The sequence below is a fragment of the Promicromonospora sp. NPDC050880 genome, from assembly GCF_044456525.1.
GTDB lineage: Bacteria > Actinomycetota > Actinomycetes > Actinomycetales > Cellulomonadaceae > Promicromonospora.
In genome coordinates, this window is record NZ_JBITFV010000019.1 from 67,853 (window position 1) to 91,522 (window position 23,670).

The window sequence follows — 23,670 nt, forward strand, 5'->3', positions numbered from 1 at the left end:
TACGCATGGCAGTCAAGAACCCGCACTTCCCGAACGCCACCGTCCTGGGCTACCCGCGCATCGGCCGACGCCGCGAGCTCAAGCGCGCGGTCGAGTCCTTCTGGGCCGGCCGCACCACCGCGGACGACCTGGAGGCCACCACGCACGACCTGCGGCTGGCCACCGTGCGGCACCTCGCCGACCTGGGCCTGGGCGCCGACGGCGCCGCCGTCCCCGGCTCGTTCTCGTCCTACGACCAGGTGCTCGACGCCGTCGCCCTGCTGGGCGCGGTACCCGAGCGGTTCGCGGGGCTCACCACGCCCGAGGGCCGCCTCCCGCTGGACGCCTACTTCACGGTGGCCCGCGGCGCGGGTGACGCGGCGCCGCTCGAGATGACCAAGTGGTTCGACACGAACTACCACTACCTGGTGCCCGAGATCGGCCCGGACACCCCGATCGGGTTCGTCGACGACCGCGTGGTGCGCGAGTTCACCGAGGCGGCGCACCCGGCAGACGGCGGTCCCGCGGTCGTCACCCGGCCCGTGCTCGTAGGGCCGGTGACGTTCCTCCTGCTCAGCAAGCCGGCTGACGGCGCCCCCGAGGGCTTCCGCCCGCTGGACCGGCTGGACGACGTCGTGGCCGCCTACGCCGGTGTGCTGCGCGCGCTGGCCGCGGCGGGGGCGCCCTGGGTGCAGCTCGACGAGCCGGCCCTGGTCACCGACCTGCTGGGCGTGCCCTTCGACGAGGTGGCCGACGCCGTGCGCCGCGCCTACACCCGCCTGGCCACGGACCTCTCCCCCGCGCCGGCGGCGGACGGCGCCACCGAGCGGCCCGCGATCCTGGTCACGGCGCCGTACGGCGACCTGCGTTCCGAGGCGGGCGACGGTCTGGCGCTGCTGGCCGGCACCGACGTCGAGGCCGTCGCGATCGACCTGGTCCGCGGCGCGGTGCCCACGGGCCCGGTGCCCGGGCTGGAGACGAAGACCCTGGTCGCGGGCGTGATCGACGGGCACAACATCTGGCGTGCCGACCTCGGCGCCCGCCTGGCCGTCCTGGAGGGCCTGAGGGCGCCGGGTACGGGTCCGGGCGCGGGTGCCCTGGCCGTGGGCACCTCCACGTCGCTGCTGCACGTGCCGCACGACGTCGCGGACGAGCCCCGCCTGGACGCCGGGCTGGCGTCGTGGCTCGCGTTCGCCGACCAGAAGGTCGCCGAGGTCGCGACCCTGGCGACGGCACTGACCGACGGACGCGCGGCCGTGGCCGACCAGTTCGCCGCCTCCACCGCCGCGGTGCGCACCCGCGCGGCGGCGCCCGGCGTCGTCGTCCCCGCGGTGCGGGCGCGGGCCGCCGCGCTGAGCGCGGCCGACGTCGAGCGCGCACCGTACGCGGAGCGCGCAGAGGCCCAGCAGGCCGCCCTCGGCCTGCCGCCGCTGCCGACCACCACCATCGGCTCGTTCCCGCAGACGGCCGAGATCCGCACCACGCGCGCCGCGTGGGTGCGCGGCGAGCTGTCCGACGCCGACTACACGGCCGCGATGCGCGCCGAGATCGCGAGCACGGTCGCGCTCCAGGAGGAGCTGGGACTGGACGTGCTGGTGCACGGTGAGCCCGAGCGCAACGACATGGTGCAGTACTTCGCCGAGCAGCTCGACGGCTTCGCGACCACGGTGCACGGCTGGGTGCAGTCCTACGGTTCGCGCTGCGTGCGGCCGCCGATCCTGTGGGGCGACGTGTCCCGGCCCGCGCCGCTGACGGTCGAGTGGACGGCGTACGCGGCCTCGCTCACCGACAAGCCGGTCAAGGGCATGCTCACGGGACCGGTCACGATCCTCGCCTGGTCCTTCGTGCGCGACGACCTGCCGCTGGGCGACACCGCCGACCAGGTCGCCCTCGCCCTGCGCGACGAGGTGACCGACCTGGAGGCGGCGGGCATCGGCGTCGTGCAGGTGGACGAGCCCGCGCTGCGCGAGCTGCTGCCGCTGCGCACGGCCGCACATCCTGCGTATCTCGACTGGTCGGTGCGCTCGTTCCGGCTGGCGACCGCCGGGGCCGCGCCCGCCACGCAGGTGCACACGCACCTGTGCTACTCGGAGTTCGGGCAGGTGATCGGGGCGATCGACGGCCTCGACGCCGACGTCACGTCCGTGGAGGCCGCCCGGTCCCGCATGGAGATCGTGCCGGAGCTGGCGGACGCCGGCTACGCGCGCGGCATCGGCCCGGGCGTGTACGACATCCACAGCCCGCGCGTGCCGTCGGTGCAGGAGGTGACCGACCTGGTGGAGCTCGCCGCCAAGTCGATCGACCCGCGCCTGGTGTGGGTCAACCCGGACTGCGGCCTCAAGACCCGCGCCTGGCCGGAGACGAAGCAGTCCCTCGCGAACCTGGTCACGGCCGCGAACACGGTCCGCGCCACCCTCTGAGGCCCGAGGTAGACCCCTGGCGAGACAGGACGGCCGCCACCTTCGCGCTGCTGCCGTTCTGTCTCGCCCGGGGTCTCCACCGCTACCGTTCTGTCTCGGCGACGTGGGGTCAGCCCACGCGCCACTTCTGGGCCGCCGTGCCGTTGCAGGTCCAGATCTGGAGCGGGGTACCGTCCGCACTGTTGCTGTTCGGTACGTCCACGCACTTGTTCGCCAGGATCGAGACCAGGTCCCCGGCACCGCTCAGCGTGAACTGCTGGGCCGGGTTGCCGCTGCAGTTGGCGAGCTGAACGGCCGTGCCGTCGGCCGTGTTGCCCCAGGCCACGTCCATGCACAGCCCGCCGGCGCGCAGCGTGCCGTCCGCGTGGAACGTCCACCGCTGCGCCGCCGTGCCGTTGCAGGTCCACAGCTGGAGCCGCTTGCCATCGGTGAACTCGGAGTTCGGCACGTCGATGCACTTGCCCGCCAGCCCCACCAGCGGCCGGCCCCCGCCACCGCCCGTGGTGGTGAGCTGCAGGCCGTAGTTGCTCAGGATCGGGTTGAGCGGCTGGTAGATGAACCGGCCGTTCGTGGAGCAGTCCCCGATGCGGCCCGAGGTGACGCCCTGCGCCTGGTTGCCCGAGATCACCGAGCCGCCGGAGTCCCCGCCCTCGGCGCACGCGGAACCCGTGGCCATGCCCGGGATGTCGCCGTCACCGTAGTTGATGGTGACGTTCTTCTCCTGGATGACGCCGCAGCGCCAGCCCGTCGTCCGGCCGGACCGGCACACCGACGCGCCGATCCCCTGCTCGGCCGAGCCCGCCACGGCGACCGTGCCGCCCGCGTAGTTGTTCACCGCGGCCGTCGGCGTCCAGCCGCTGGTGGTGCCCACCCACGCCCAGTCGTGCCCCGGGAAGGTCGAGCCACGGTAGGTGCCGAGCGCCGTGCCGTCGGGGGCGGTGACGGCGTTGCCGGTCTGCCCGCAGTGCCCCGCGGTCACGAACCCGCCCGACACCGCGAACCCGATCGAGCACAGCGTGACCCAGCCGTCCCCCGTCGGCCGGTGGAACTCGTCGCCGCCCCGGATGTCGCGGGCCGTGCGCGGCGCCACCGTGGACTTCTCGACCCGCACCACCTCGGCCGGGACGCCCGCCTGGTCGATCATCTCCCGCGCGGCCGCGGCGTCGGCCGCCTCGACCACCACCTCGTTGGTCGTGGGGTCGGCGTACCAGGAGTGCACGGAGATGGGCGCACCCACCTCGTCCAGGGCCTCCTTCCACGCGGTGAGCGCGTCCAGGCCGTGCTCGACGACGACGGCGTCCGCGCCGGCGCGCTCGGCCACCCTCGCCGCCGCCGCGCTCGTGACGGCGACCCGCGGCGCGTCGGCGCCCCGGGGCAGCCAGGTGCCCGCGTAGTCCTCGCCGAGCGTCGCCGCCAGGTGCGCCTCGACGATCGCCGCCTCGGCATCCAGCGCCAGGCGGGCCGGGATCTCGGCCCTGGTCAGACCCAGGTCGCGCTCCATCGCGCGGACCTGGGCGTCGGGGAGATCGGCGACGTCGAGGCCGGCAACGTCTCGGACGGCGGTGCCGGGGGCGGTGCTGCGGGTGCTGGTGGTGCCAGGAACGGTGCTGCGGGCACCGGTGGCGCTGGTGCTGGCGGTGCTGATGTCGGCGGTGCTGGTGCTGGCGGTGCTGATGTCGGCGGTGCTGGTGCTGGCGGTGCTGACGTCGGTGGTGCTGGCGGTGCTGGTGGTGCTGGTGGTGCTGGTGGTGCTGGTCGTGCTGGTGCTGGTGGTGCTGCTGGTGCCGGCGCCGGTCGCGGTGGGCGACGCCGCCCCCGCCGTGGACGCGCCGGTGAGTGCCGTGCCGACCACGAGCGCGACGGCCGACAGCGCTATCAGGGACCGGGACGTTCTCAGGGTTCGTGACATGGTGTGCTCCTCGTCAGGCCTGGGAAACCTCGTGTGCCTGGGAGCGTATTGACGCGGCACCACGGCCAGAACTGCTGGACCACCACCGTGTGGAAAACACCTAAACCTGCGCGTACTACCCCTTATCTCACAGACGCCCGTCCACGCTTTTCACCCGGTCCCCGGGGGCGGGGGGCGGGGGCGGGGGGGCGGGGGGCGCTGGTCCCGCGGGCTCGGTCCCTTGCACACCGCCACGAGACGAGTTCGGTCCCTTGCCTCGAGATCGGCCCGATGATGGACCGATCTCGAGGCAAGGGACCGAACTCGCCGAGGCGGGGCAGGCAAGAGACCGAACTCATGGCAGCAGGAGACCGAACCCACGGCAGCACGAGACCCAACCCCACAGCAGCCCGGCACACAACGGACCGAACCCACGGCAGCACGAGACCCAACCCCACAGCAGCCCGGCACACAACGGACCGAACTCACGGCAGCACGAGACCCAACCCCACAGCAGCCCGGCACACAACGGACCGAACTCACGGCAGCACGAGACCCAACCCACAGCAGCCCAGCACACAACGGACCGAACTCACGGCAGCACGAGACCCAACCCACAGCAGCCCAGCACACAACGGACCGAACTCACGGCAACGGACCGAACTTGCCAGGGCAGAGCACGCAAAGGACCGACTCAAGACAGCACGAAACCGGACCTGTGACCGCCGCACACGTCGGGGACCAAACCCGCGGCAGCCCGGCACGCAAAAGAACCGATCTCAAGGCAACGGACCGAACTCGCCGGGGCAGAGCACGGACCGAACTCCCCCACCACCCCGACCCGCCCGGCAGCCCCGGTCAGCGCGCCCGGCGCTCCCCGCTCCCCCGCGCGACCACCCGCGTGGGCAGCACCACCAGCTCGACCGGCCGCCCAGGATCCGCGGAGCGTGCCACCGCGAGCTCGGCGGCGCGCCGGCCCATCTCGACGGCGTCGTACGCCACGACGGTGATGCCCAGCAGGTCGGCCAGCTCGAAGTCGTCGAAGCCCACCACCGCGATCTCGTCGCCGCCCGCGCGCCCGCCCACCTCGTGCAGGGCCTGGAGCGTGCCCACCGTCGCGCGGTTGTTCGCCGCGAGGATGGCGGTGGGCGGCTCGGGGTCGGCCAGCAGCTCCGCCGCGAGGTCCCGGGCGGCCGACGCCGAGTGCGCGCCCGACCGCAGCCAGCGCTCGGCGTCGGGCACCCCGGCGTCCGCCATGACGGCGAGGAACTCGGCGCTGCGCTCCTGGTAGGTCCACAGGTGGGGCTCGTCGCCCACGAAACCGATACGGCGGTGGCCGTGGTCCAGCAGGTGCCGGGTGGCCGCGCGCACGCCGCCCCGGTTGTCGATCACCACGGTGTCCACGTCCATCCCGGCGGCCGGCCGGTCCACCACGACCACCGTGAGCCCGGCGGCGATCTCGCCGCGCAGGGCCGAGTGGTCGGCGCCTGCGGGCGTGACGATGAGGGCACCGACGCGCCGCTCCAGCAGCTCACCGGTCAGCGAGCTCTCGCGGGACGGGTCCTCGTCGGACGACGCCGTCAGGAGCTGCAGCCCGTGCTCGCGCAGCTCGCGCTCGATGCCGCTGGCCAGCGCGGAGTAGAACTCGTTGGCCAGGTCGCCGGTGATGAAGCCGACCAGCCGGGAGAAGCCGCCGCGGGCGAGGTCGGCGGCCACGGCGTTGCGCCGGAAGCCGAGCGACGTGGCGGCGTCACGCACCCGTTCGCGGGTCGCCGCGGCCACGTTGGGCTCCCCGTTGAGCACGCGCGAGGCGGTCTTCAGGCTCACCCCGGCGGCCTCGGCCACCATCGCCAGCGTCGGACGACGGATCATGTCAGGCCTCCCGGCGCTTGCGCACCAGCATGTCGATGATGATGGCCAGCAGCAGCACCGCGCCGGTCACCATGTACCGGGCCGCCTGGTCCACGTTCATCAGGGTGAGGCCGTTGGCGATGGACTGGATGACGAGCACGCCCAGCACCGCGGACCACGCGCTGCCCCGGCCGCCGAACAGGCTCGTGCCGCCGATCACCGCGGCGGCGATGGCCACCAGGTAGGTGTCCGCCCCGCCGGTGCCCTGGTTGGCGGCGCCGAGCCGCCCCGCCGCGAGCACGCCGCCGAGCGCGGCGAGCGTGGAGCAGGCCACGAAGCACAGCACCACGGTGCGCTGCACGGGCACCCCGGCCAGCGTGGCGGCCCGCCGGTCGCCACCGACCGCGCGCACCGACCGGCCCCAGCGGGTGCGGCGCAGCAGCACGTCCGTCACCACGACCAGGGCCGCGAACAGCACCACCGAGAAGCCGACGCCGCGCGCCGCGCCCAGGTAGGCCACGATCGCCGACAGCACCACGGCGAGCACCCCGGTGCGCACCGCGACCTGTCCGACGCTCGCCGCCGGCAGCTCCGCGCGCCGTCGCCGCGCCCGCGCGGCCACCTGCACGGCCGCGTACGCGACGACGACCACGACCACGAGTGCCCAGGCCACGCCCGTGGGCAGGAAGCCCTGCTGCACCGACCGCACGAACCAGGACTCGAAGGGCAGGTTGATCGAGCCCAGCGGGCCGAGCACCCGCAGCTGCACCCCGGCCAGGAACAGCAGCCCGGCCAGCGTGAACACGAAGCTCGGCAGCCCGAGCCGCGCCGAGAGCATGCCGTAGCCGAGGCCGACCACCACGCCGCAGGCCAGCGCGGCCAGGATCGCGAGCGCGACCGGCCAGCCCAGGGTCACGGAGCCGACGGCGACCACGGCCGCGGCGAGCCCGCTGAGCGACCCGACGGACAGGTCGATCTGGCCCACCAGGAGCACCAGGACCACGCCGAGCGCGATGACCCCGACCGGGGCGCTCTGCAGGGTCAGGTTGACGACGTTCTCGGGGGCGAGGAACGCGGGGTTGACGGCGCCGAGCACGAGCCAGATGGCAGCCAGCGCCACCACGATCGGGAGCAGGCTGGTGCCACCACGGACCCGCTGCCAGACCGCGCCCGGCAGGCCCGCGCCCGGCGCGTCGGCGCTCATCGGCGCACCGCCCGTCCGGCGTCGGTGCGACCCGCGCCGCCCGCGTGCTTGGTGCCGGGCCGGACCGCCCCGGTCATCGCGGCGAGCAGGTCCTCGTAGGAGGCGTCGCCGTCGAACACGTCGTGCACGCGGCCCAGGCGCAGCACCACGATGCGGTCGGCGACGGCCTGCAGGTCCCCCGCCTGGTGACTCACCAGGACGACGGCGTGCCCGCGCTCGCGCAGCCGCACGATGAGGTTGAGCACCTCGGCAGTCTGACGGACGCCGAGCGACGCCGTCGGCTCGTCGAGCACGACCACCCGGGGCGAGCCGAGCAGGGCGCGGGCCACGGCCACGACCTGGCGCTGACCGCCCGACAGGGTGCGCACCGGGTCGCGCACCGACGGCACGCTGGCGGCGAGCTGGTCGAGCAGCCGCCAGGCCTCGCGCTCCATGGCGACCTCGTCCAGGAGCGGGCCGCGCACGGTCTCGTGCCCCAGGAACAGGTTCTCGACCACGTCGAGGTCGTCCACGAGCGCGAGCTCCTGGAACACCGCGGCGATCCCGAGGGTGCGGGCGACGGCCGGCGTGTCCAGCACCACCGGGCGGCCGTCCAGCAGCACGTCGCCGGCGTCCGGCCGGTGCGCGCCCGCGAGCACGCCCGCAAGGGTGGACTTGCCGGCCCCGTTGTCGCCGACGACGGCGAGCACCTCGTGCTCGCGCACGTCGACGTCGACGTCGACCAGGGCGCGCACGCCGCCGAACCGCTTGGAGACGCCGCGCAGGGACAGCACCGGATCGCTCATCGGGCACCCACCCCCGCGAGGGCCCCGGCGGCGTCGCCGGACCCGAGCAGGCCCGCGCGCTCGCACGCGGCCTCGTAGGCCGGGACGCAGATCTGGTCGACCGTGTAGACGTGCCCGTCCACGATGACGTGCTCGACGTCGGCCGCGCCCACCGCGCGGGGCGCGAGGAGCACGGTGGGCACGTCGTCGGTCACGGCCGTGGTGCGCGGGTCCTGGCCGCGCAGCACGCGCACGGCGAGCTCGGCGGCCGTGGCGGCCTGCTGGTCGGTGGCCTTGTAGACGGTCATGAACTGGTCCCCGGCGACGATCCGCTGCACCGCGGCGAGCTCGCCGTCCTGCCCGGTGGTGACGGGGACCGGGTCGAGGCCGGCCGCCTTGGCGGCGGCGATGGCGCCACCGGCGATGGCGTCGTTGGCGGCGAGGATGCCGTCGACCCGGCCGGGGTACTGGGTCAGCATCGCCTCGGTCCACTCCGTGGCCTTGTCGGGGCTCCAGTCGGGCGTGTAGTGCTCAGCGAGCACGTCGATGTCCTCTCCCTCGAGGGCGCGGCGGGCACCCGCGGCGAGCGCGAGCGCGTTGGGGTCGGTGGCCGAGCCGTGCGCGAGCAGCACCCCGGGCCGTCCGTCGTCGTCCTGACCGCCCTCCTGCCCGGCGTCCTGGTCGTCGTCGGCCCGGGCGGCGCGCTCGGTGACCGTGCCGGCCAGTGCCGAGCCCAGCAGGAAGCCGATGAACTCGTAGTCGTACGACACGTAGTAGTCCGCGCCGTCCACGAACCGATCGTAGGCGATCACCTGGGCACCCAGCCGCTTGGCCTGGGTGACGATCCCGACCGCGGCGACGGTGTCGACCGCGTCGAGCACGAGCACGTCGGCGCCCTGGGCGAGCATGGACTCGGCCTGCTCGAGCTGCGCGGCGGCGTCCTGCGCGGCGTTCGCGTACAGCACGGTGCAGCCCGGGCAGCGCCGGCCGGTGACGGAGACGAAGGTGGGGCGGTCGGACGCCTCGTACCGGGCGGTCTGGGCCTCGGGCAGCAGCAGCCCGATGGTCCCCTCGTGCTCGACGCCGGGCGCGGTGCCGGTGTCGCCCACCGCGCACCCGGCGCCGCCGGCTGCCACGACGAGCCCGACGGCGCCGGCCAGGACACGCCTGGCCCAGCCTCTCCGCCTGCCGGGGGTGGGTCGGGTCATGTCGTCACTCCTAGGGAGCCCTGGGCCCGGGCTCGGTCGAGGGCCGCGGCCAGCGCACCGCGGACGCCCGCGTCCGCGCCGAGGGCCGAGGGGATCACCTCGGCCGGGCCGCGCGAGGTGGCGACCACGCGCTGGCCGAGCGCGGTGCGCAGCGGTTCGAGCAGCACCTCGCCCGCCTCGGCGAGCTGGCCGCCGATGACCACGACGTCGGGGTCCACGAGGTTGCACAGGTTCGCCAGGGCGACGCCGAGGTGGCGCCCGGCGTCGAAGACCACGCGGTGGCAGCCGGGGTCGCCGGCGCGGGCGCGGGCCACGAGGTCCGCCAGCGTGAGGTGGCCCGCCTCGGGCGGCAGCAGGGACAGCAGGCGGGTGGCGCCCACCAGCATCTCGAGGCAGCCGCGGTTGCCGCACCGGCACACGGGGCCGTTCTCGTCGACGGACACGTGCCCGATCTCGCCGGCCACGCCCGACCGGCCGTGCACGGCCCGGCCGCCCAGCACCAGGCCGCCGCCCACGCCGTGCGACGCGCGGACGTAGGCGACGGAGTCGTAGCCGGCGCCCGCGCCGAACCGCGCCTCCGCGATGGCGGCCAGCGTCGAGTCGTTGTCGGTCGTGACCGGCACGCCGAGCTCGGCGCCGAGCATCTCGTCCACGCGGACGCCGTCCCAGCCGCGCATCATGCCGACGGTCACGACCTCGCCGGTGCGGATGTCGACCGGCGCGGGCACCCCCACGCCCACGGCGAGCAGCTCGGACGGGTCGGCGTCCACCGCCTGGAGCATCTCGCGGACGAGCATCGCCGTGCGCTGGATCCCGGCGTCGGCCCGGTGGTCGGGGGCGAGCGGCATGCGCTGCTCGGCCAGGACGCGCATCGAGGCGTCGGCCAGCGCGACGCTGAGGGACCGCTGCCCGAACCGGATGCCCACCACGAGGCCGAGGTTGCGGGCGAGCGTGACCTGGAGCGCGCGCCGTCCGTTGCGCACGGACTGCGCGGTGTGCAGCACGCCCGCGGCGGACAGCTCCTTGACGATGTTCGAGATGGTGGCCGGGGACAGCCCTGTGACGCCGGCCAGCTCGATCTGCGTGAGGGAGCCACGCTGCTGGACGGCGCTCACGATACGGGCTCGGTTGGCCTCACGCAGTGAGGTCTGCGAACCCGGGGTCACCCGATCCGCGCGCACAGCGCCCAGGGTAACCGCCTTCCGGTGAGAAATGACGGGTTTGGATACACGAACTGAACGTTCAGGTCACGATCGAGCGACGCTTGCGTTCATTTCTTGACACCAACGGCGCCCGGTCGTTCGATAGACGCGGGTTCACGGGCGTACAGGCGCGCCCGGCCGGCCCCAGGTACGACGTCGTCCCCCAGCGCACCGAGCCCACCGCGGCACATCGCGCCGGTGCCGCGGCGACGGGTCCCGGGTCGGTGCTCCAGCGACCGAGGAAGGTTGAGGGACCCCAGATGCGAGTGAACCGGAGGATGACCGCGACGGTGGCGACAGCCGCTGTCCTCGGTCTCACGCTGGCCGCGTGCGGCGGCGGCGACAGCTCGGGTGACGGCGGCGGCGGCGAAGGCGGCGGCGACCAGGTCGAGGTGTTCACCTGGTGGGCGGCCGGCTCGGAGAAGGCCGGCCTCGACGCCCTGGTCGGCGTCTTCGAGGAGCAGCACCCCGACATCGAGTTCGTCAACGGCGCGGTCGCCGGCGGCGCGGGCTCGGCGGCGAAGGACCTGCTGCAGACCCGCCTGCAGGCGCAGGACCCGCCGGACACGTTCCAGGCGCACGCCGGTGCCGAGCTGCAGGACTACATCGATGCCGCGCAGATCGAGGACGTCTCCGACCTGTACGACGAGTTCGGCCTGACCGACGCGTTCCCGGCCGACCTGGTCGACCGGCTCTCCTCGGAGGACGGCGCGATCTACTCGATCCCGTCGAACATCCACCGGGCGAACGTGCTCTGGGCCAACCCGACGGTGCTCGAGGAGAACGGCATCGACCCCGAGGCCACCTACGACGACCTCGACGCGTGGATCGCCGACCTCGACAAGCTCGACAAGGCAGGCGTCACGGCGCTGTCGGTCGGCACCACGTGGACGCAGGTCAACCTGCTGGAGACCGTGCTGCTCGCCGACCTGGGCCCCGAGGGCTACAGCGGCCTGTGGGACGGCACGACCGACTGGGCGGGCTCCGACGTCACCGCGGCACTCGAGGACTTCGAGACGCTCATGAGCTACACCAACGACGACCGGGACGGCCTCGACTGGCCCGAGGCGACCCAGATGGTGATCGACGGCAGCGCCGCGTTCAACGTCATGGGCGACTGGGCGGTCGCCGCGTTCGAGGAGCAGGACAAGGCCCTCGGCACGGACTTCACCGCGGCCCCGGTGCCGGGCACCGACGGCGTGTTCGACTTCCTCGCCGACTCGTTCACCCTGCCCGTGGGCGCCCCGCACCCCGACGGCGCCAAGGCGTGGCTGGAGACGGTGGGCTCCCTGGACGGCCAGGTCGCGTTCAACAAGGCCAAGGGGTCCATCCCGGCCCGGACCGACGCCGACCCGGCCGACTTCTCCGAGTACCAGCAGACCGCCATCGAGTCGTTCGCCAACGACACGATCGTCTCCTCGCTGGCGCACGGCGCCGCGGCCCCGGTCGCGACGCTCAACGCGATCTCGGACGCCACCAGCAAGTTCACCACGGGCGCGTCCGACCTCGCCGGCTACCAGTCCGAGCTGGCCGGCGCAGTCCAGGGCTGACCCGCCCGGGGAGCATGCTCCCGGCCGGACCACCCACCGCGCGCCGTCGGGTCCGTCCCGACGGCGCGCGGCCGCGCCCGCCCACCACAGCCACCCACCAGCCGCCGGCCACCAGCCATGGCACCCGAGGTACCCACATGCTCAAGAAACTGCGGCGAGTCGGACCACCGCTCCTCCTGCTCGCCCCGTCCCTGATCCTCGTCGGCGTGTTCGTCTACGGGCTGATCGTCGCCAACTTCTCCACGTCCTTCACGGACAGCCACACGGCCGCGCAGGCCACCGGGCAGGAGCCCGCCGCCTTCGTCTGGTTCACGAACTACCTCGACCTGCTCGCCAGCGAGGACTTCCAGCACTCGCTGATGAACCTCCTGCTGTACACGGCGGTGTTCCTCGCGGGGACCATGGTCATGGGCTTCCTGTGGGCCTGGATGCTCGAGAAGCCGGTCAAGGGCGAGGGTTTGTTCCGCTCGGTGTACCTCTTCCCGATGGCGGTCTCGTTCGTCGCCTCCGGTGTGGTGTGGCGCTGGCTGCTCAACTCCAACCAGGACGAGCAGGCCTCCGGCCTGAACCGCCTGTTCCAGATGGTCGGCCTCGACCTCCTGCAGAACAACTGGTGGAACAACGTCACGTTCGGCATCGTCGCCATCGCCATCCCGGCGATCTGGCAGCTCTCGGGCTACGTGATGGCCCTGTTCCTGGCCGGGTTCCGCGGCATCCCGGACGAGCTGCGCGAGGCCGCCCGCGTGGACGGCGCCAGCGAGTGGAAGCTGTACCGCTACGTGCTGTTCCCGCAGCTCTCGCCGGTGGCGCTGTCCGCGCTGATCATCATCGGCCACATGTCGCTCAAGGCCTTCGACCTCATCATGTCGATCTCCAAGCCGGCCAACTACCAGACCAAGGTCCCGGCCGTGGACATGTTCGTGTTCAAGTCGAGCTTCGACTACGCGAACGCGGCCGCCGTGGGCTCGATCCTGCTGATCATCGTGGCGCTCGTCATCGTGCCGTACCTGATCCGCACGAACCGCGAGGAGAAGCGATGACCGCCGCCGCCGAACAGCTCACGGCGCACCCGCGGGCCGTGGGCGGCCCCGGCCCCCGCACGAGCCGGAGCCGGTACTCGCTCGCCCGCACGCTGCGCTACGCCGCGCTGATCTTCTTCCTGGTCGTCGTGCTCATCCCGGTGTACGTGCTGCTGGTGACCAGCTTCAAGGGCACCGGCGACGCCGACCCGAGCCGCGCCTGGGCCCTGCCGCAGGCCTGGACGCTCGACAACTGGGCCACGGCCTGGACCACGCTGTCCCCCGCGATCGTGCGGACGGTGAGCATGGTGGTGCCCAGCGCCATCATCTCGGCGTTCCTCGGGTCGCTGAACGGGTTCGTGCTGGCGCGGTGGACCTTCCGCGGCGCCGACATCGTCTTCACCGTGATCCTGTTCGGGATGTTCATCCCGTACCAGGCCGTGATGATCCCGCTGAACCAGCTCGTCCTGGACCTCGGCCTGCCGAGCGGCGTGCCCACGCTGATCCTGCTGCACGTGATCTACGGCATCCCGATCACCACGCTGATCTTCCGCAACTACTACGCCACGGTGCCGCACGAGCTCATCGAGGCCGGCCGGGTCGACGGCGCGGGCATGCTGCGCACCTACTGGTCCATCGTGCTGCCCCTCTCGATCCCCAGCTTCGTGGTGGTGCTGATCTGGCAGTTCACCTCGGCGTGGAACGACTTCCTGTTCGCGGTGTTCTTCTCGTCCTCGCAGAACGGCCCCGTGACCGTGGCGCTGAACAACCTCGCCAACGGCGCCCTGCTGCAGAACTACGGCGTCTCCATGGCGGGTGCCCTGTTCGCGTCGCTGCCGACCCTGCTGGTCTACATCGTGCTGGGCAAGTACTTCGTGGGCGGCCTGATGTCGGGTTCGGTCAAGGGCTGACGCGCCGACGCCGACCGCGCCCGGACAGGTGGTGCCCACCCGTCCGGGCGCGGTCGGCTACGCCCCGGAGGCCGGGTCCGTCAGCTGGCGGCCGAGCCAGGCCGTGCGCGTCGCGCGCGCCGTACGGGACACCCGGGCGTCCGGCACGAGGGAGTCGAAGCCGTGGAAGCCGCCCGCCCACACGTGCAGCTCCGCCTCGCCGCCCGCGGCCCAGATGCGTGCCGCGTAGGCCACGTCCTCGTCCCGGAAGACCTCCGCGGAGCCGACGTCGACGTACGTGGGCGGCAGACCCGACAGGTCCGCGGCCAGCGCCGGAGAGATGTACGGCGACACCCCCGCCGGGTGCTCGCCCAGCACCGCGGACCAGCCGAACGCGTTCTGCGCCCCCGTCCAGGTGGCAGGCCCCTCGGCGAACTGCCGGCCGGAGCCGGTGCCGCCCCGGTGGTCGAGCATGGGGCACACCAGCACCTGCGCCGCGACGGCCGGCGCGCCCCGGTCGCGGGCCAGCAGCGTGACGCCGGCCGCCAGTCCCCCGCCCGCGCTCGTCCCGGCGACCACCAGCTGCTCCGGGTCCACGCCGAGCTCGGCCGCGTGCTCGGCGACCCAGACCAGTCCCCGGTAGCAGTCCTCGACCGGCACCGTGCCGCCGTGCTCGGGAGCGAGCCGGTAGTCCACGGTCACCACCACGGCACCGAACCGGTCCAGCCAGTCCAGCGGGACGTCGATCTGGGAGAACCGGTCCCCCAGCACCATGCCGCCGCCGTGCATCCAGTACACGACGGGCGCCGGCACCGCCCGGTCCCGCTCGGCCGGGCTCAGGACGGTCAGCGGCACCGGGTCGCCGTGCGGCGAGGTGGCCACCACGTCGCGGCGCTCGACGCCTCGGCCCGCCAGGAGCGCAACGAGCGCCTCGGGCGGGGTCGCGGCGGCCGCCCGCACGGCGGGCAGCGTCGCGGCGGTCAGGGGGACGGCGGGCAGGACGTCGAGCAGCGGGCGCAGCTCCGGGTCGGCCTCCGGTCGGGGGGCGGGTTCGACGGTCATGGGGTTCCTCTCGGACAGTGCTCGGACAGTGCTCGGACAGTGCTGGGGCGGCGCCAGGACCGGTACGTCAGAACGCCGCCTTGCCGCCCACCGGCAGCTCGTCGGTGTACACCGACTCCCCCGCGAGCAGCGGCCCGAGCGCCGCGACCAGTGCCTGTGCCTCCGCGGTCGCGAAGAACGCGCTGTGCGCGCCCGCGCTGGTCCAGCCCTCGGTGACGTGCACCGTGTCGGCGTCGGTGGCGGACCGCCCGACCAGGAAGACGACGCAGTCCGGGTGGGTCAGCGACGGTGCGTGCAGCAGCAGGTCGACGACCGCGTCGCCCTGGCCGGGGTGGGCGGTCATGGTGGCGTGGAAGCCGTGTCCGACGTTCATACGATTCTCCTCGGTGTGCTGTCCCGGGTCGCTCGACGATCCCCGGGTCGACGGTGGGCCGGGTACGTTCCGGCCCAGCCATCACACCGCATGCGCCCGCTGGGACGACAGCAAGATCGTCGCCCGCTCTTGCCTGATCCTCCTGCTACCGGTCCGATCGTGAACGTGGCAGGATCGCCCCATGAGCCTTGGCGAGCTCCGCGAGCTGATCCTGCGCCACGCGCGCCCCGACACCACCGCGACGGCGCTGGAGGACGTGCAGCTCTCGGCCGTGCACCGCGCCGAGCCGCCCGCGCCGTCGATGTCGGGCGTCGTGCTGGCGCTGATCGCCCAGGGCGCCAAGCGCATCGCCGTCGGCGACCGGGTGCTGGAGTACCGGGCCGGGCAGTACCTCGTGGCCTCCGTGGACCTGCCGGTCACGGGCACGTTCACGAAGGCCGACCCGGACGAGCCCGCGCTCGGCTTCGGTCTGGTGCTGCGTCCGGCCCTCATCGCCGAGCTGCTCCTGCAGGCGCCGCCGGGCGTGCTCCCGCCCGTGGGCGGCGCCGCCCCCGGCATGGTCGTCAGCGACGCCCCTGACGAGCTGGTCGACGCCGCCGTCCGCCTGGTCCGTCTCCTCGACCGCCCGCGGGACGCCGCGGTGCTGGCCCCGCTCCTGAAGCGGGAGATCCTGTGGCGGCTGGTCACCGGGGAGCAGGGCGCCACCGTGCGCCAGCTCGGCCTCGCGGACAGCGGTCTGGCGCACGTGGCCCGGTCGGTGCGCTGGATCCGGGAGCACTACGCGGAGCCGTTCCGGGTCGAGGACGTGGCCGCGCTGTCCGGCATGAGCGTCTCGGCGTTCCACCGCAACTTCCAGGCGGTCACGGCGATGAGCCCCATCCAGTTCCAGAAGCAGATCCGGCTCCAGGAGGCGCGCCTGCTGCTGGCCACCCGCCCGCGCGACGTGACCGGCGTCGGGCAGCGGGTGGGCTACGAGAGCCCCTCGCAGTTCAGCCGCGAGTACCGGCGCCGGTTCGGCCTGCCGCCCAGCCAGGACGCCGTCCGCCTGCGCGAGGCCGCGGCCGAACGGTCCGGGAGGCCCGCCTGAGCCGGAGCCGTCAGCCGCCCAAGGCCGGGGAGCCGGCCGGCGCCGTGCTCTCCAGCGCCCGGATCAGGGACTGCGCGTCGTACGGCCCGGTGTGCCGGCGCCCGTTGACGAAGAACGTGGGTACGGCGGTGACCTCCATGGCCTCGGCGTCCAGCACGTCGTCGCGCACGCGGCCGGCCACCTCGGGCGAGACCAGGTCCCGCTCGAACCGGTCGACGTCGAGCCCCAGCTCCGCCGCGCGCCGCACGATGTCGGAGGGGAGCTGGTTCTCCTGGTCCAGGAGCAGGCTGCGCTCCATCTCGAAGAACTTGCCCTGCATCGCGGCCGCCTCCGCCGCCTCGGCGGCCGCGACGGCGTTGGGGTGGTACCGGTCCAGCGGCGCGTGCCGCCAGACGTACCGCAGGCGGTCGCCCAGCTCGCGGTGCACCTCCTGGATGGCGCCCGACGCCTTGGAGCAGAAGCCGCACTGGAAGTCCCCGTACTCGACCAGCGTGTAGGGCGCGTCGGCCGGGCCGTACACGTGGTCGCGGGCCGGGTCGACGGGCCGCAGCAGGACGGCACCGGCCTCCTTGGCGGGGTGCACCCGGTCGGCCACCTTGAAGATCACCGCGGCGATCAGGAAGGCCAGCACCGACGCCGAGAGCACGCCCACGCGGGCCTCGTTCTGCACGGCGGGGTCGTCGATGGCGAGGTCCACGATGAACAGCGAGATGGTGAACCCGATGCCGCACAGCGCCCCGCCCCCGGCGAGCCGGTCGAGCGCGAGGCCCGGCCCGAGGTCGCCGACCCGGAGCACCCGCATCACCGCGCCGGAGCCCAGCACGCCCACGAACTTGCCCACCACCAGGCCCACCACGATGCCCCAGGTCACGGCAGAGCCCGCGGCGGCGGCCAGGATCTCGCCGTCGATCCGCACGCCCGCGTTCGCCAGCGCGAACAGGGGCAGGATCACGTACGCCACGTACGGCGCGTAGGCGGACTGGAGCCGCTCGTTGATCGAGATCGACTCCCGCAGGCTGTTCGCCGCCGCCCGCGCGTAGTCGCTGTTCGGCGACTGCCGGAAGGTGCGCGCCAGGGTCAGGGCGTGCTCCACGTCGCGCCGGCTGGGCCGGTACACCGGCACCAGGAGCGCGATGGCGACGCCGGCCAGCGTCGGGTGCACGCCCGAGGCGAGGAACGCGCCCCAGACGATGATCGACAGCGTGGCGTAGATGGGCCCGCGGCCGCTCGGCACGTACCGCGTGAGGTAGACGCCGACCAGGCCCACCGCGGCGATCACCAGCGGGAGCGGGTCGAAGCTCTCGGTGTAGACCAGCGCGATGATGCTCAGGGCGCCGATGTCGTCGACCACCGCGAGCGCCAGCAGGAACACCCGCAGGCGGCCGGGCGCCCGGGGGCCGATGAGTGCCAGGGCGCCCACGACGAACGCGGTGTCCGTGGAGATGACGACGCCCCAGGCACCCTCCCAGCCGCTCCCGCGGCTGATCAGCACGTAGAGGACGGCGGGCACGACCAGGCCGGCGACGGCGGCGACCACGGGCACCACGGCCCGGGACCAGCTCGTGAGCTCGCCGATCGCGAACTCGCGCCGCACCTCCAGCCCGACGGTGAAGAAGAACAGCGCCATGAGGGCGTCGTTGACCAGGGCGTGCAGCGTGAACTCGAGCTGGAGGTCGCCGACGCCGACGTTGAGGTGCGTGTCCCAGAACTCGCTGTAGGACCCGTGGGAGACGTTGGCCCACAGGATCGCGGCGAGCGTGCCGACCAGGAGGAGGAGGGCACCCAGGCGGCTCTGGCCCAGCGCCCGGACCCACGTGGCGATCGACGGCCAGTGCGGGCCCGGCTCGTGCGTCTCGGGGTCGGGGGACCGTTCGATGATGGTCAGGTTCGCCATGGCCTCTCCTGTCGCTCCCGGTCGGCGTGACCGGCCGGCATGAGACGTAGTGTGGACCACGCCGGCGCGCGCATCACGACGGTCCGGCAGACTTCACCCGCACTACGCTGGCGCGCATGGTGGCGGAGGCTGAGCTCGACCCGTACGGCGACTTCGGGGCCGTCGGGATCGACGAGGACACCCGGCTGGTGTACCGGTACGTGCTCGCCCAGGGCACGGTCCGGGAGACGGACGTGGCCCGGGACGTGCCGTTGCAGGGCGCCGACCCCGCGGAGCTGCTGGCGCGGCTGCGGGCCGCGGGCCTGATCAACCGCACGAGCGGCACGGAGGGCTCGTACACGGCGGTCGACCCGCGGGTGGCGCTGCGCGCGCTCACCGACCGGACCGCGGCGCAGCTCGACCGGGTCCGGTCGACCATCCCGGACCTGGCCGGCCTCTTCGAGCAGACGGCGGACGCCGCGGGTGCGGGTGCGGGGGTGCACGTGATCGACGACCCGGCGCTGATCGGTGCCTGGTACACGCGCCTGCAGCACGAGGTCACCGGCGAGTTCATGGCGTTCGACCGTCCGCCGTACCTGCTGGCGGACGAGAACCCGGTGGAGCCACTCGCCCTGGCGCGGGGCGTGTCGTGGCGGGCCGTCTATGCCGCCGAGGTGCTGGACCTGCCCGGCGCGTGGGCGCAGCTGCGGTTCGCGGCGGCGGCGGGCGAGCAGGCCCGGATCGCGCGGACCCTGCCCACCAAGCTGGCTATCGCCGACCGGCGCACGGCGCTGGTCAGCTCGAACCTGGACGCGTTGCGGCCGGCGGCGGTCGTCGTCGAGGGCGGGCCGCTGGTGGACCTGCTGTGCGCCGCGTTCGAGGCGGCGTGGGCCGACGCGGTGGAGATCCCGGCGTCGGACAGCCTCGAGGGTACCGCTCCCCCGGAGCGCGGGCCGGGCCGGGACGACCGGGCGCTGCTGGCGCTGCTGGCCTCGGGCGCGAAGGACGAGGCGATCGCGCGCGAGCTGGGGCTGTCGGAGCGTACGCTGCGGCGACGCAGCGCGGACCTGCTGCGCCGGCTGGGTGCGGCGAACCGGTTCCAGGCGGGGGTGCAGGCGGTCCGTCGCGGGTGGCTGTGAGGCTCGCGCACCGCGGTCCGGCACGGCGGGTGGAGCGGGTGAAAGTGGCCTCCTGCGTGACGGCTGTGTAAAACATGGGCGGCCGGTACCGGCCAGTGGCCGATTCCGGTCACCGAGGCCATTGCCCACGGAGCGCGGCGCGGGCTAGACAGCCCTCATGCAACCTCTGTCCTCCGGCCGCCGCCGGGGTGCTCTCCTTACGGGCACTCTCGTCTCGGCCTCCCTGGTCCTGTCCCCCGGAGCCGCCGTCGCGGCCCCGGACCCCGCACCGGACACCGAGCCGGTCCGGGTCATCATCGAGCTCGAGACCCCGACGGCGGCCGACGTCGTCGGCCAGGACGAGGTCGCCGCCGCGCGGACCGCCGGTGGCCCGGCCTCGGCGCGGGCGCGCAGCGCCTTCGCCGCCGACTACCGCGCTGCGGTCGACGAGGTCACGCAGGCGCAGGAGGGCGTCACCGCCTGGATCGAGCGGCAGGGCGTCGACTTGGGCGACGCCGAGTCGGTCACCGGGCTGCTGTCCGCCGTCGTGGCCACCGTGGACCCCGCCGACCTGGCCGAGCTGCGCTCCGCCCCCGGCGTTGCACGGGTCACCCAGGACGCGCCCGTGCGGATCCTGGGCCAGGAGGCCAACATCCCCGCCACCGGCGCCCCGCAGGTCTGGGACCGCGAGGACGCCGACGGCGTGCCCGTCACCGGCGAGGGCCGCACCGTGGCGATCATCGACACCGGCATCGACTACACGCTGCCCGACCTCGGGGCCGGGTTCGGCCCCGGCCACCGCGTGGCCGACGGGTACGACTTCGTCAACGACGACGCCGACCCCATGGACGACCACATGCACGGCACCCACGTGGCCGGCATCGTCGGCGCCGGCGGGGACAACCTGACCGGCATGGCACCCGACGTCACGCTCACGGCCTGGAAGGCCATGGACGCAGGCGGCGGCGGCACCACCGAGGACCTGCTGCTCGCCCTGGAGGCCGCGACCGACCCGCTGGGCGACTACCCGGCCGACGTCGTGAACATGAGCCTGGGCACCCCCGGCGACGGCACCGACCCGCTCGGCCGCGCCTCCACCGCCGCCGTGCGGCAGGGCGTCGTGGTCGTGGCCGCGGCCGGCAACGCCGGACCCGGCGACCAGACGGTCAGCTCGCCGGCGGCCGCCGAGGGCGTCATCGCCGTCGGCGCGAGCGTCACCGGCGTCGCCGACCCCACGCTCACGCTGGCCGGCGCCCGGCGGGGTGACCCGCCCCGTCCGCTGGACGTCACGCGCTTCCCGATGTCGGCCAACCCGCCCGCGGGCGGCATCACGGCCCGCCTGGTCGACGTCGGCGACGGCTTCGAGGAGGAGGACTACGAGCAGGCCGGCGACGTGCGCGGCGCGATCGTCGTCATGCAGAGCGCCACCACCTCCCTCGGCCAGGTCCTGGGCCCGCACCTGCTGCAGGCCCAGCTCGCCGAGGAGCACGGCGCCGTGGGCGCCCTGCTGTACACGCCGAGCCCGACCGACCCGGCCGGGGACGACGGCGGCGCGGGCCCGCAGGGCTCCGCGAACATCCTGGCGGGCGGCGGCTTCGACCTGCGCCGCGAGTCGCTGGTGATGATGAACATCGCCTCGGCCCAGTACCAGACCTTCAAGGCGGAGGTCGCGGCCGGCACCGCGCGCGCCACCATCGGCTCCGTGGACCGGACCGGCACGATGGCGAGCTTCAGCTCCCGCGGCCCGAGCGACGCCATGACGCTCAAGCCCGAGATCGTGGCCCCCGGCTACGAGATCATGTCCGACATCCCGGCCGAGTTCGGCGTGGACGGCAACCAGTACCGGATGTCCGGCACCTCGATGGCCGCACCGCACGTCGCCGGCGCCGCCGCCCTCCTGGCCCAGGCCCGCCCCGAGCAGACCGCGCAGCAGCTGCGCGCGACCCTCATCGGCAGCGCGCAGGCCATGGACCCCGTCACGGAGCCCGCCGACGCCGACGCGTCACCGTCCGCCCAGGGCGCCGGCACGCTCGACGTCGCCGCCGCCGTCGACCAGCGGGTCACCGCGTCCCCCGACGCCATCTCTTTGGGGCTGGCCGACATGGGGCCGAACCCGACCCGGACCAGCACCGTGGTGCTGCGCAACTCCGGCGCCAAGGCCGTGACCGTCAGGCTCTCCGCCGAGCCGTCGAAGAGCAGCACGGGCGAGGCGAAGCTCTCCGCGCGCCAGGTGCGCATCCCGGCCGGGCGCAGCGCGTCGGTCGACCTCACCGTCACCCCGGACACCACGAGCCCCGCCGCGGGGTCGGTCGAGGGCGAGACCTCCGGCGTGGTGGTGGGCACCGTCTCGGACGGCAGCACCGTGCGCGTCCCGTACGCCGCGTACGTGCGGCCCCTGCAGGTCCAGTCCTCGCCGTCGCTGGCGACAGGGTCCACCGACGTCTTCGTCCACACGCCGACGGCACCCGAGACGGCGCCGACCGTGCGGGCCACGGCCCCGTCCGGCGAGCAGTACACCGCGGCGCTGACCGCCGTCGGCAACAGCCCGGGCTGGTACCGCGGCACCGTGCCGCTCGACGAGCCCGGTACGTACACGCTCGACGCCCGGGCGACCGTCACCGGACGCACCCTGACCGGTACGGGCGGCGTGCAGTCCGAGGGTGCCGACCAGCCCGGCGCGTGGGAGCAGGTCGGCCTGTCGGGTGCGGCCCGTGAGCTCGCCACGTCCCCCACCGCCCCGGGCACCGGCCTGGCGATGGCCGGCACCGGTGTGCACCCGTTCGTCACCACCGACCACGGCCAGACCTGGCAGCGGGTGCGCAGCATGCCCGTGGCCGACGGCTGGGGCATCCCCGTGGCCGACACGGCCACGCCCGGGGGGTTCTACGTGGCCCTGAACGGCGCCGCCGGCAAGGTCACGCTCGACCCGAGCTACAACGGCCGCATCGTGCACACGGCCGACGCGGGCCGGACCTGGACCGTGCTGCCGTTCCCGGACGTCGCGGTCAACGAGCTCGTCGCCCACGGCGACGCGCTCGCCGCGGTCACCGGCGACGGTCTCTACCTGAGCAAGGACGGCGGCCAGCGCTGGCGGCGCGTCGCCCCGCAGTGGGACGACCTCGTCTCGGGCGCCGCGTTCGCGGGCGACGACCTGCTCGTCACCACCTACGACGGCGTCTACCGCATCGCGGACGTCCTCGACGGCGGCAGCGAGGTCACACAGCCGTACGTGACCACCGAGTACCGCGACCGCCCGCAGGGCGTCGTGGCCGACGGGTCCACGGCCGTGCTGATCCGCGGGGACGGCGTCGCACTCACCTCGACGGACTCCGGCGCGACCTGGACGGAGGGCGGCGACACCGAGCAGTCCTACGTCACCGTCACCACGCTGACCGACGGCACCGTGTACGCATCGGGCCTGTCGTCGTACAGCACGAGCACCGACCTCGGCAAGACGTGGCAGACCCACCCGCTGCCCGTGCACGGCCCGCTCGCCACCGACGTCGACCACTGGCCCGGCACCCCGGCCACCCAGATCGTCATGTCGATGGAGAACGCCGGGATCTTCACCACCGACGACGGCCAGGAGTGGACCAAGACCGGGGTCTCCGGCAGCGACGTCTCGGGCGTCCACGCGGGCGTCGACGGCGACGGCGAGCCCGTGCTGCGCGCCGTCGACTTCGAGGGCCTGCACCAGCGGTCCGTCGCCGACCTCGCCCCGGACGAGCAGAACTGGGGCTCGATCGGCCACGAGGGTGTCATCGGCCGCCAGGTCTCCGAGGTGACGCAGTCGCCGCTCGGCGACCGCACCGTCTGGGCGATCGGCGCCGACGCGTTCGGCGGGGGCCGCATCCTGACGGCGCCTGCGGGCGGGTCCGACGCCGACCTGACGCGGGTGGGCCCGACCGGCGGTTTCAGCGCGACGGCGCTGGCCCTGTCCCCGCACGACGAGGGCACCGTGGCCGTGGGCTACACCTCGCTCGTGGACACCGGCCTCATGGTCTCGACCGACGGGTTCGAGACGTGGACCAGCTACGCGCACGAGGTGCTGGTGCAGCAGGTCGTGGTCGACCCGGTCGACGAGAACCGGCTGTGGCTGGCGACGGTGTCCGGTCTGTACCGGTCGGACGACCTGGGCAGGACGATCACGCGCCTGACGCAGGACGAGGCGCGGTCGGTGTG

At 73.9% G+C, this 23,670-nt stretch carries 17 protein-coding genes; 8 read left to right on the forward strand and 9 right to left on the reverse strand.

The genetic code is table 11. The features are described 5' to 3' along the window. Positions 1 to 5: 5 nt before the first annotated feature. A complete protein-coding gene (metE, locus tag ACIBBF_RS22535; protein WP_397417824.1) occupies positions 6 to 2,399 on the forward strand; it encodes a 5-methyltetrahydropteroyltriglutamate--homocysteine S-methyltransferase in 2,394 nt (797 codons plus the stop codon). Between the two features lie 109 nt (positions 2,400 to 2,508). On the opposite strand, the gene ACIBBF_RS22540 is transcribed toward metE, so the two are convergent. Continuing rightward, complete coding sequence (locus ACIBBF_RS22540; RefSeq protein WP_397417827.1) at positions 2,509 to 3,900, reverse strand: ricin-type beta-trefoil lectin domain protein; 1,392 nt, start codon at positions 3,898 to 3,900, stop codon at positions 2,509 to 2,511. Positions 3,901 to 4,018: 118 nt separating this feature from the next. Here ACIBBF_RS22540 and ACIBBF_RS22545 point away from each other — a divergent pair, with 118 nt between their 5' ends. Beyond that, positions 4,019 to 4,360, forward strand: coding sequence for a hypothetical protein (locus tag ACIBBF_RS22545; protein WP_397417829.1), 342 nt, complete (start codon positions 4,019 to 4,021; stop codon positions 4,358 to 4,360). Positions 4,361 to 5,145: 785 nt separating this feature from the next. Here the strand turns inward: ACIBBF_RS22545 and ACIBBF_RS22550 are convergent. Genes ACIBBF_RS22550 through ACIBBF_RS22570 form a run of 5 tightly spaced genes read right to left on the reverse strand, consistent with a single transcriptional unit; the run spans position 5,146 to position 10,429 of the window. Next, the gene (locus ACIBBF_RS22550; RefSeq protein ID WP_397417832.1) at positions 5,146 to 6,159 is read right to left on the reverse strand and encodes a LacI family DNA-binding transcriptional regulator; all 1,014 of its coding nucleotides are present in this window, start codon (positions 6,157 to 6,159) and stop codon (positions 5,146 to 5,148) included. 1 nt (position 6,160) lies between these two features. Then, the gene (locus tag ACIBBF_RS22555; protein WP_397417834.1) at positions 6,161 to 7,342 is read right to left on the reverse strand and encodes a sugar ABC transporter permease; all 1,182 of its coding nucleotides are present in this window, start codon (positions 7,340 to 7,342) and stop codon (positions 6,161 to 6,163) included. Then, a complete protein-coding gene (locus ACIBBF_RS22560; protein WP_397417836.1) occupies positions 7,339 to 8,127 on the reverse strand; it encodes an ATP-binding cassette domain-containing protein in 789 nt (262 codons plus the stop codon). Before ACIBBF_RS22560 ends, ACIBBF_RS22555 begins: the two co-directional genes overlap by 4 nt. Further along, entirely contained in the window at positions 8,124 to 9,314 is a 1,191-nt protein-coding gene (locus ACIBBF_RS22565) for a substrate-binding domain-containing protein (protein WP_397417838.1), read from the reverse strand. The genes ACIBBF_RS22560 and ACIBBF_RS22565 overlap by 4 nt, the downstream gene beginning before the upstream one ends. Continuing rightward, the gene (locus tag ACIBBF_RS22570; protein ID WP_397417841.1) at positions 9,311 to 10,429 is read right to left on the reverse strand and encodes an ROK family transcriptional regulator; all 1,119 of its coding nucleotides are present in this window, start codon (positions 10,427 to 10,429) and stop codon (positions 9,311 to 9,313) included. Before ACIBBF_RS22570 ends, ACIBBF_RS22565 begins: the two co-directional genes overlap by 4 nt. Positions 10,430 to 10,776: 347 nt before the next feature. Here ACIBBF_RS22570 and ACIBBF_RS22575 point away from each other — a divergent pair, with 347 nt between their 5' ends. From ACIBBF_RS22575 to ACIBBF_RS22585, 3 genes are all read left to right on the forward strand, one after another. Next, entirely contained in the window at positions 10,777 to 12,066 is a 1,290-nt protein-coding gene (locus tag ACIBBF_RS22575) for an ABC transporter substrate-binding protein (RefSeq protein WP_397417843.1), read from the forward strand. Between the two features lie 137 nt (positions 12,067 to 12,203). Then, a complete protein-coding gene (locus tag ACIBBF_RS22580; protein ID WP_397417845.1) occupies positions 12,204 to 13,106 on the forward strand; it encodes a carbohydrate ABC transporter permease in 903 nt (300 codons plus the stop codon). After that, a complete protein-coding gene (locus ACIBBF_RS22585; protein WP_397417848.1) occupies positions 13,103 to 13,996 on the forward strand; it encodes a carbohydrate ABC transporter permease in 894 nt (297 codons plus the stop codon). Before ACIBBF_RS22580 ends, ACIBBF_RS22585 begins: the two co-directional genes overlap by 4 nt. Before the next feature lie 57 nt (positions 13,997 to 14,053). On the opposite strand, the gene ACIBBF_RS22590 is transcribed toward ACIBBF_RS22585, so the two are convergent. Next, the gene (locus tag ACIBBF_RS22590) at positions 14,054 to 15,037 is read right to left on the reverse strand and encodes an alpha/beta hydrolase (protein WP_397417850.1); all 984 of its coding nucleotides are present in this window, start codon (positions 15,035 to 15,037) and stop codon (positions 14,054 to 14,056) included. Between the two features lie 67 nt (positions 15,038 to 15,104). After that, positions 15,105 to 15,410, reverse strand: a complete 306-nt coding sequence (locus tag ACIBBF_RS22595; RefSeq protein WP_397417852.1) for a putative quinol monooxygenase — start codon at positions 15,408 to 15,410, stop codon at positions 15,105 to 15,107. 181 nt (positions 15,411 to 15,591) lie between these two features. Here ACIBBF_RS22595 and ACIBBF_RS22600 point away from each other — a divergent pair, with 181 nt between their 5' ends. Then, positions 15,592 to 16,497, forward strand: coding sequence for an AraC family transcriptional regulator N-terminal domain-containing protein (locus tag ACIBBF_RS22600; RefSeq protein WP_397417854.1), 906 nt, complete (start codon positions 15,592 to 15,594; stop codon positions 16,495 to 16,497). A 10-nt stretch (positions 16,498 to 16,507) separates the two neighbouring features. On the opposite strand, the gene nhaA is transcribed toward ACIBBF_RS22600, so the two are convergent. After that, positions 16,508 to 18,391: a Na+/H+ antiporter NhaA gene (gene nhaA, locus ACIBBF_RS22605; protein WP_397417856.1), complete on the reverse strand. Its 1,884-nt coding sequence runs from the start codon at positions 18,389 to 18,391 to the stop codon at positions 16,508 to 16,510. 116 nt (positions 18,392 to 18,507) lie between these two features. Here nhaA and ACIBBF_RS22610 point away from each other — a divergent pair, with 116 nt between their 5' ends. Further along, positions 18,508 to 19,509, forward strand: coding sequence for a LuxR C-terminal-related transcriptional regulator (locus ACIBBF_RS22610; protein WP_397417858.1), 1,002 nt, complete (start codon positions 18,508 to 18,510; stop codon positions 19,507 to 19,509). 157 nt (positions 19,510 to 19,666) lie between these two features. Beyond that, the coding region (locus tag ACIBBF_RS22615) for a S8 family serine peptidase (protein ID WP_397417860.1) at positions 19,667 to 23,670 on the forward strand (4,004 nt) is incomplete at its 3' end.

Excerpts from the sequence above, each read along its gene's own strand:
- metE (WP_397417824.1), top strand. The coding sequence starts at position 6 with ATGGCAGTCAAGAACCCGCACTTCCCGAACGCCACCGTCCTGGGCTAC.
- ACIBBF_RS22540 (WP_397417827.1), bottom strand. The coding sequence starts at position 3,900 with ATGGAGCGCGACCTGGGTCTGACCAGGGCCGAGATCCCGGCCCGCCTG.
- ACIBBF_RS22550 (WP_397417832.1), bottom strand. The coding sequence starts at position 6,159 with ATGATCCGTCGTCCGACGCTGGCGATGGTGGCCGAGGCCGCCGGGGTG.
- ACIBBF_RS22555 (WP_397417834.1), bottom strand. The coding sequence starts at position 7,342 with ATGAGCGCCGACGCGCCGGGCGCGGGCCTGCCGGGCGCGGTCTGGCAG.
- ACIBBF_RS22560 (WP_397417836.1), bottom strand. The coding sequence starts at position 8,127 with ATGAGCGATCCGGTGCTGTCCCTGCGCGGCGTCTCCAAGCGGTTCGGC.
- ACIBBF_RS22565 (WP_397417838.1), bottom strand. The coding sequence starts at position 9,314 with ATGACCCGACCCACCCCCGGCAGGCGGAGAGGCTGGGCCAGGCGTGTC.
- ACIBBF_RS22575 (WP_397417843.1), top strand. The coding sequence starts at position 10,777 with ATGCGAGTGAACCGGAGGATGACCGCGACGGTGGCGACAGCCGCTGTC.
- ACIBBF_RS22580 (WP_397417845.1), top strand. The coding sequence starts at position 12,204 with ATGCTCAAGAAACTGCGGCGAGTCGGACCACCGCTCCTCCTGCTCGCC.
- ACIBBF_RS22585 (WP_397417848.1), top strand. The coding sequence starts at position 13,103 with ATGACCGCCGCCGCCGAACAGCTCACGGCGCACCCGCGGGCCGTGGGC.
- ACIBBF_RS22590 (WP_397417850.1), bottom strand. The coding sequence starts at position 15,037 with ATGACCGTCGAACCCGCCCCCCGACCGGAGGCCGACCCGGAGCTGCGC.
- ACIBBF_RS22595 (WP_397417852.1), bottom strand. The coding sequence starts at position 15,410 with ATGAACGTCGGACACGGCTTCCACGCCACCATGACCGCCCACCCCGGC.
- ACIBBF_RS22600 (WP_397417854.1), top strand. The coding sequence starts at position 15,592 with ATGAGCCTTGGCGAGCTCCGCGAGCTGATCCTGCGCCACGCGCGCCCC.
- nhaA (WP_397417856.1), bottom strand. The coding sequence starts at position 18,391 with ATGGCGAACCTGACCATCATCGAACGGTCCCCCGACCCCGAGACGCAC.
- ACIBBF_RS22610 (WP_397417858.1), top strand. The coding sequence starts at position 18,508 with ATGGTGGCGGAGGCTGAGCTCGACCCGTACGGCGACTTCGGGGCCGTC.